This is a genomic window from Bradyrhizobium centrolobii (assembly GCF_001641635.1).
Classification (GTDB): domain Bacteria; phylum Pseudomonadota; class Alphaproteobacteria; order Rhizobiales; family Xanthobacteraceae; genus Bradyrhizobium; species Bradyrhizobium centrolobii.
This window is the reverse complement of the sequence record NZ_LUUB01000096.1, coordinates 26,410-32,705: the sequence shown is the minus strand read 5'-3', so window position 1 is coordinate 32,705 and position 6,296 is coordinate 26,410. Positions and strand designations below refer to the sequence as shown.

The following is a 6,296-nucleotide window of genomic DNA, read 5'->3' as shown; positions in this document are numbered from 1 at the left end:
TGCGCTCGGCGCGCTGTTCGGCTTCCTGCTGCCGACCGTGGCGGTCGAATTCAAGCCGCTCGGCGACAGCTTCATTTCGCTGATCAAGATGACGATCGCGCCGCTGATCTTCCTGGTCGTGGTCACCGGCATCGCGCAGGTCGGCGACATGAAGGCTGTGGGACGCATCGGTCTCAAGGCTTTCGTCTATTTCGAGGGCGTGACGACCCTCTGCCTGCTGATCAGCTTGCTGGTCGTGCGCTGGGTTCAGCCCGGCGCTGGCGTTGCCCACGCCACCGCGCAGCAGGCCGAGACGGTCGCCCGCTATTCGCAGGCCCATGTCGGCTCGCTCTCGGCCTACATCCAGCACATGATCCCGGAAAGCTTTATCGGCGCGTTCGCGAGCGGCGACGTGCTCCAGGTTCTCGTACTCGCGCTGCTCTGCGGCATCGGCCTCTTGCTCCTCGGCGAAAAGGCCGGGCCGCTGCGCTCGGGCCTGGAGCGGGTGACCGAGCTCGTCTTCAGCGTCGTCCATGTCGTCGTCGCGCTGGCGCCGATCGGGGCGTTCGGCGCCATGGCCTTCACGGTCGCGAAGTTCGGCGCCGCGACGCTCTATGCGCTGGCGCTGCTGGTCGGCACCGCCTGGGCGATGATGGCGTTCTTCATCTTCGTCATCCTCGGCACGATCTGCCGCCTCGCCGGCATTCGCCTGATGGATCTGTTGCGCATGTTGCGCACCGAGCTGCTCGTCGTGCTCGGTACGTCGTCGTCGGAAACCGCCATTCCCGGGATGATGGAGAAGCTGCCGAAGGCGGGTGTGGGTCGCGCGGTGGCGGGCCTCGTCATCCCCTCCGGCTATTCCTTCAACCTCGACGGCGTCGCGCTGACGCTGCCGCTCAGCACGATTTTCGTCGCGCAGGTCTATGGCATCGAGCTGACCGCCGCGCAGCAGCTGAGCCTGTTCGTGGTGATGCTGTTCACCAGCAAGGGCGCCGCCGGTGTCACCGGCGGAGCTTTTGCTGCGCTCGCCGCGACGGTCGTTGCCGCGAGACTGCCCGCCGAGGGACTGGCGCTGCTGCTCGGCATCGACCGCTTCATGTCGCTGGCGCGCGCCATCACCAACACCATCGGCAACGCGGTCGCCGCGATCGTGGTCGCCAAGTGGGACGGCGAATTCAACCGCGCGGACTGGGCCCAGTCCGCCGCTCAAACCCAAGTAGTGAAGTAAGGATCAATGGCTACCAACACCAATGAACTCCCGGTCATCGCACTGACCCCGGGTGATTGCACCGGCATCGGTCCCGAGCAGACCGCGCGCATCCTCTCCGACGATCGTCTCGCCGACGTTGCGCGCCTCGTCGTGGTTGGCGATGCCCGCGTGCTCGAGATGGGCATGGCGCATGCCGGCGTGAACCTGAAAGTCGAGCGCATCGCGTCGCCCAAGGCGGCCTCGTGGGGCAGCAGTGCCGTGCAGCTCGTTGATCTCGGCAACACCGATCCCACAAAATTCCCGCTCGGCAAGTCCAATGCCGAGTCCGGTCGGCTGACCGGCGAGACGCTGTCGCGCGCGATCGATTTCGCCAAGGTCGGCGAGGTGGACGCGATCACCTTCGCGCCGCTGAACAAGCGCGCGATGTTCGACGGCGGCTGGAAGTTTCCCGACGAGCACAAGATGTTCGCAAGCCTGCTCGGGCACACCTCCTATTTCTCGGAGATGAACGTGCTGGACGGCCAGTGGATGTCGCGCGTCACCGGGCATCAGTCGCTGCGCGAGGCGCTGGACGGCATCCATCCGGCGAGCATCACCGATGCGATCGAGCTGGTCGATCGCATGATGCGCAAGGCCGGCGTCGCCAAGCCGCGGATTGCGGTCGCCGCGCTCAATCCGCATGCCGGCGAGGGCGGCCTGTTCGGCCGTGACGAGATCGAGATGATCCGTCCGACCGTCGAAGCCGCCGCGAAGACGGGGATTGCGTGCAGCGGGCCGTATCCCGCCGACACCGTCTATATCCGCGCCTTCGCCGGCGAGTTCGACAGCGTGGTCGCGATGTATCACGACCAGGGCCAGATCGCGACCAAGCTGCGCGGCTTCAATCGTGGCGTCACCGTCACCGCCGGTCTTGAGACCGTCTTCACCACGCCCTCGCATGGCACGGCATTCGACATCGCCGGCAAGGGCGTGGCCAACACCGGCGCGCTCGAAAGCGCGGTCCGCCTTGCGGCGAAACTGGCTTCGATGAAAGTACTGGAGGCATCCCATGCACACTGATCGCAGGACCCTGCTTCAGGCAGCTGCCGCACTTCCGCTCGCCACGGCCGGTGCAAATGCCGCCTTCGCGCAAGCGCCGGCCGCAGCGCCCGCGGCCGCGCCGCCCAAGGAGGTGACACGCGCGCTCGCGCATTATCTGGTCACCGCGAGCTATGACGACCTGCCGGCCAATGTCCGCAAAGAGGGCGTCCGCACGCTGTTGAACTGGGTCGGGGTCGCGATCGGCGGCTCGCATCACGAGACGGTCGATATCGCGGTCGCCGCGCTCGGCCCGTTCTCAGGGCCGCAGCAGGCTTCCCTGTTCGGGCGGCGCGAGCGGTTCGACATCATGAACGCGGCCTTCATCAACGGCGTATCGAGCCACATCTTCGACTATGACGACACGCATCTGAAGACGATCATCCATCCCGCCGGCCCCGTCGCCTCGGCGATCCTCGCGGTGTCGGAGATGCAGCCGGTCTCGGGCAAGGAGTTCTTGAACGCGCTCGTGCTCGGCGTCGAGACCGAGTGCCGGATCGGAAACTCGGTCTACCCGAACCATTACGATGTGGGCTGGCACATCACCGGCACGGCGGGCGTGTTCGGTTCAGTCGCCGCCGTCGGCAAGCTCTTGAAGCTGAACGAGCAGCAGATGACCTGGGCGCTCGGTCTTGCCGCGTCGCAGCCGGTGGGCCTCCGCGAATCCTTCGGCTCGATGAACAAAAGCTTCAATCCGGGCCGCGCCGCGTCCAACGGCATCTTCGCGGCCATCCTGGCGTCGAAGAACTTCACCTCGTCCGACGCGATGATCGAGGCCAAGCGCGGCTGGGCCAACACGATAAGCACCAAGCAGGACTATAACGAGATCCTGGGCGATCTCGGCGAGCGCTACGAGGCTGCGCTGAACACCTACAAGCCGTTCGCCTGCGGCATCGTGATGCATCCGGCGATCGATGCGGCGATCCAGCTTCGCAACGAGAACAGGCTGACCGCCGACCAGATCGAGCGCGTCGACGTGAAGGTCCATCCGCTCGTGCTGGAGCTCACCGGCAAGAAGACGCCGCAGCAGGGGCTCGAAGGCAAGTTCAGCATCTATCACGCGGTCGCGGTTGCGATCGTCGAGGGCGCCGGCGGCGAGAAGCAGTTCAGCGATCGCGCCGTGACCGATCCGACCGTCGTCGCGCTGCGCGGCAAGGTGGTTCCGGTGATCACAGCCGGCATCAAGCCGGAGCAGGTCGATCTGACCATCGTGCTGAAGGACGGGCGCAAGCTGAACCGCTTCATCCAACACGCGATCGGCAGCGTCGAGGTACCGATGACCGACAAGCAGCTCGAGACCAAGTTCTCGGACCTCGCCGACGGCATCATTCCCACTGCTGCGATCCGGCGGGTCATGGACGCCTGCTGGAATGTCGAAGGTCTGGCTAACGCGGCGGAAATCGCCAAGATGTCCGTCTCATCCTGATTCCGGAGCCGATAAGAATGCCGTCACGCCGCCGTTTCCTCCAATCCGCAGGCTCGATCGCCGCTCTGGTTGCAGCCGGCGGGCGCACGGTCGGCGCCGCCGGCCCGGGCGTCACCGAGCGGCTGGCCCGCTACATGGTCGCCGCACGCGATCAGGCGCTGCCCGATCAGGTCGTGCGCGAATGCAAGCACCGCATTCTCGACACCCTCGGCGCGATGGTGTCGGGCTCGCGCATGAAGCCGGGCGAGATGGCGCTGAAATACGTCCGTACTCTCGGCGGCGACGCGCAGGCCTCGGTTATCGGTTCGGACTTCCGCACCACGGCGGTGAACGCGGCGCTGGCGAATGCCATGTGCGCCCATGCCGATGAGACCGACGATTTCGAGCCGGTCACCAAGGCGCATCCGGGATGCTCGGTGGTGCCGGCCGCACTGGCGATGGCCGAGCGGGAGCATCGCGGCGGGCAGGACGTCATTCGCGCCGTCGTGCTCGGCTATGACCTGACCTGCCGCCTCCTGTTGGCGCTGGGGCCGGACCTCGTGCGCGGCTCTCATCGCAGCGCCGAGGGAACGTCCTCGACCTTCGGGGCGCTTGGCGCCGCCGCCTCGCTGGCGCGTCTCGACGAGAAGGGCATGCGCTATGCGATCTCCTATTCCTCGCAGCAGGTCTCCGGCCTCTGGAGCTGGGTGAAGGATCACGATCACATCGAGAAGGCGTTCGATTTCGCCGGCATGGGCGCACGCAACGGCGTCATGGCCGTCGACATGGTGAAGGCCGGGCTGACCGGCGTCGACGACGTGCTGGACGGCACGCATAATCTCTTCATTGCGCTGTCGAGCGATCCGAAGCCCGAGGAGATGGTCAAGGATCTAGGCAGCCGGTTCTACGTCACGGAGACGGCGATCAAGACCTATTCGGTCGGCTATCCCATTCAGTCGCCGCTGGATGCCATCCTGACGCTGCGCAAGCAGCATGGCCTGCCCCCGGACAATGTGCGCAGTATCCTGGTCAAGCTTCCGACCGACGCGATGGGGATCGTCGGCGAGAGCGCGATGCCCGACGTCAATTGCCAGCACCTTGTGGCGGTCGCACTTGTCAAGGGAGCCGTCTCGTTCAACGACAGCCACGATGTCGCGCTGATGCACGATCCCAAGATCCTTGAACAGCGCGCCAAGGTGACGCTGGCCGGGGACAAGGCGCTGATGGATCCGGCCGCGCCGCGCGGCGCTGTCGTCGAAGTGACATTGACTGATGGCAGGAAGGTGGACCACTTCACGAAGTACCCGCCGGGCACCAAGGAGAATCCGCTGAGCACCGAAGCCGTAGCGGCGAAGACGCGGGACCTGATCGCGCCGGTGCTGGGTGCCGACAGGGCCGAAAAGCTGATCGAGCAGATCGGCAATCTCGAACGGCTTGACGACGCCGGACAATTGAGGCCATTGCTCACCGCGTGATGCAACAACCAACAATAAGACAAACATCAAGGAAATGCGCATGCGCGGAATTGTCCGTCGCTTCTTTCTGGCCGCCTGCGCGGCCGTTCTGATCTGTGGCACTGCTGCGGCGCAGGATTATCCGTCCCGTCCCGTCAAGATCATCGTGCCGTTCCCGGCGGGCGGCTCCAATGACATCATTGCCCGCATCGTCGCGCAGAAGCTCGCCGAGCGGTGCGGCCAGACTTTCATCGTGGAGAATCGCGGCGGCGCCGGCGGCAATATCGGCGCCGAGTCGGTCGCGAGCGCAGAGGCCGACGGCTACACCCTGCTGCTGACCGCGCCGCCGCCGCTGACGATCAACGGCGCCCTCTACAAGAAGCTGCCGTTCGATCCGGCCAAGGCGTTCGCACCGGTGGCGCTGATCGCCTCCGTGCCGATCGTCTTGGTCGTGAACCCGTCAGTGCCTGCGAAGAACGTCAGCGAGCTGATCGCGCTCGCCAAGGCCAAGCCGGGATCGCTGAATTTCGGCTCGTCCGGCATCGGTTCGACCAATCACCTCGCGGGCGAACTGGTCAAGAGCATGGCCGGCATCGATATCGTGCACGTGCCCTATCGCGGCGCGGCGCCGGCGATGAACGACCTGCTCGCGGGACAAATCCCGTTCATGTTCGACAACATGCCTGCGGTGCTGCCCCAGATCCAGGGCAAGGCGATCAATGCGATTGCGGTCGCGGGCGCAAAGCGCACAGACGCTCTGCCAGACGTGCCGACGGTGGCCGAGACCGTTCCCGGTTTCGAGGCCTCATCCTGGTTCGGGCTGGTCGCGCCGGCGAAGACGCCTCAGCCCGCGCTCGCCAAGCTGAGCAGCGAGCTCGAAGTCATCCTGAAGATGCCCGATGTCAGGAAGCGATTCGCCGAACTTGGCGCGGAGCCCGGCACCGTCTTCGGCGCTGCGTTCGGTCAGTTCATGACGGACGAGACCGCGAAGTGGGGTAAGATCATCCAGGCCTCCGGCGCCACCGTGGACTAAGGCGTAATGAAGTTTGATTGTTGCCGCGGAAAAAGTGCGCTCCCTCTCCCGCTTGCGGGGGAGGGCGGGGGTGGGGGTGTCTCCACAATGGACACTCCCCGTGTGGAGAGAGCCCCCACCCGGCGCTTCGCGCCGACC

The 6,296-nt window shown here is 65.6% G+C and carries 5 protein-coding genes; all 5 read left to right on the top strand.

Annotated elements, in window-relative coordinates; translation table 11 throughout:
* Positions 1 to 1,207 (top strand): cation:dicarboxylate symporter family transporter (locus AYJ54_RS34950; RefSeq protein ID WP_063706493.1); only part of this gene is annotated, 1,207 nt, incomplete at its 5' end.
* Positions 1,208 to 1,213: 6 nt separating this feature from the next.
* Positions 1,214 to 2,248, top strand: a complete 1,035-nt coding sequence (locus AYJ54_RS34945; protein ID WP_063706358.1) for a PdxA family dehydrogenase — start codon at positions 1,214 to 1,216, stop codon at positions 2,246 to 2,248.
* On the top strand, positions 2,238 to 3,692 hold the full coding sequence (locus tag AYJ54_RS34940; protein WP_063706356.1) for an MmgE/PrpD family protein: 1,455 nt from the start codon (positions 2,238 to 2,240) through the stop codon (positions 3,690 to 3,692). Before AYJ54_RS34945 ends, AYJ54_RS34940 begins: the two co-directional genes overlap by 11 nt.
* A 17-nt stretch (positions 3,693 to 3,709) precedes the next feature.
* Positions 3,710 to 5,146, top strand: a complete 1,437-nt coding sequence (locus tag AYJ54_RS34935; protein WP_063706354.1) for an MmgE/PrpD family protein — start codon at positions 3,710 to 3,712, stop codon at positions 5,144 to 5,146.
* Between the two features lie 40 nt (positions 5,147 to 5,186).
* Positions 5,187 to 6,158 (top strand): Bug family tripartite tricarboxylate transporter substrate binding protein, encoded by a 972-nt coding sequence (locus AYJ54_RS34930; protein ID WP_063706353.1) that lies wholly within the window; start codon positions 5,187 to 5,189, stop codon positions 6,156 to 6,158.
* Positions 6,159 to 6,296: the final 138 nt, after the last annotated feature.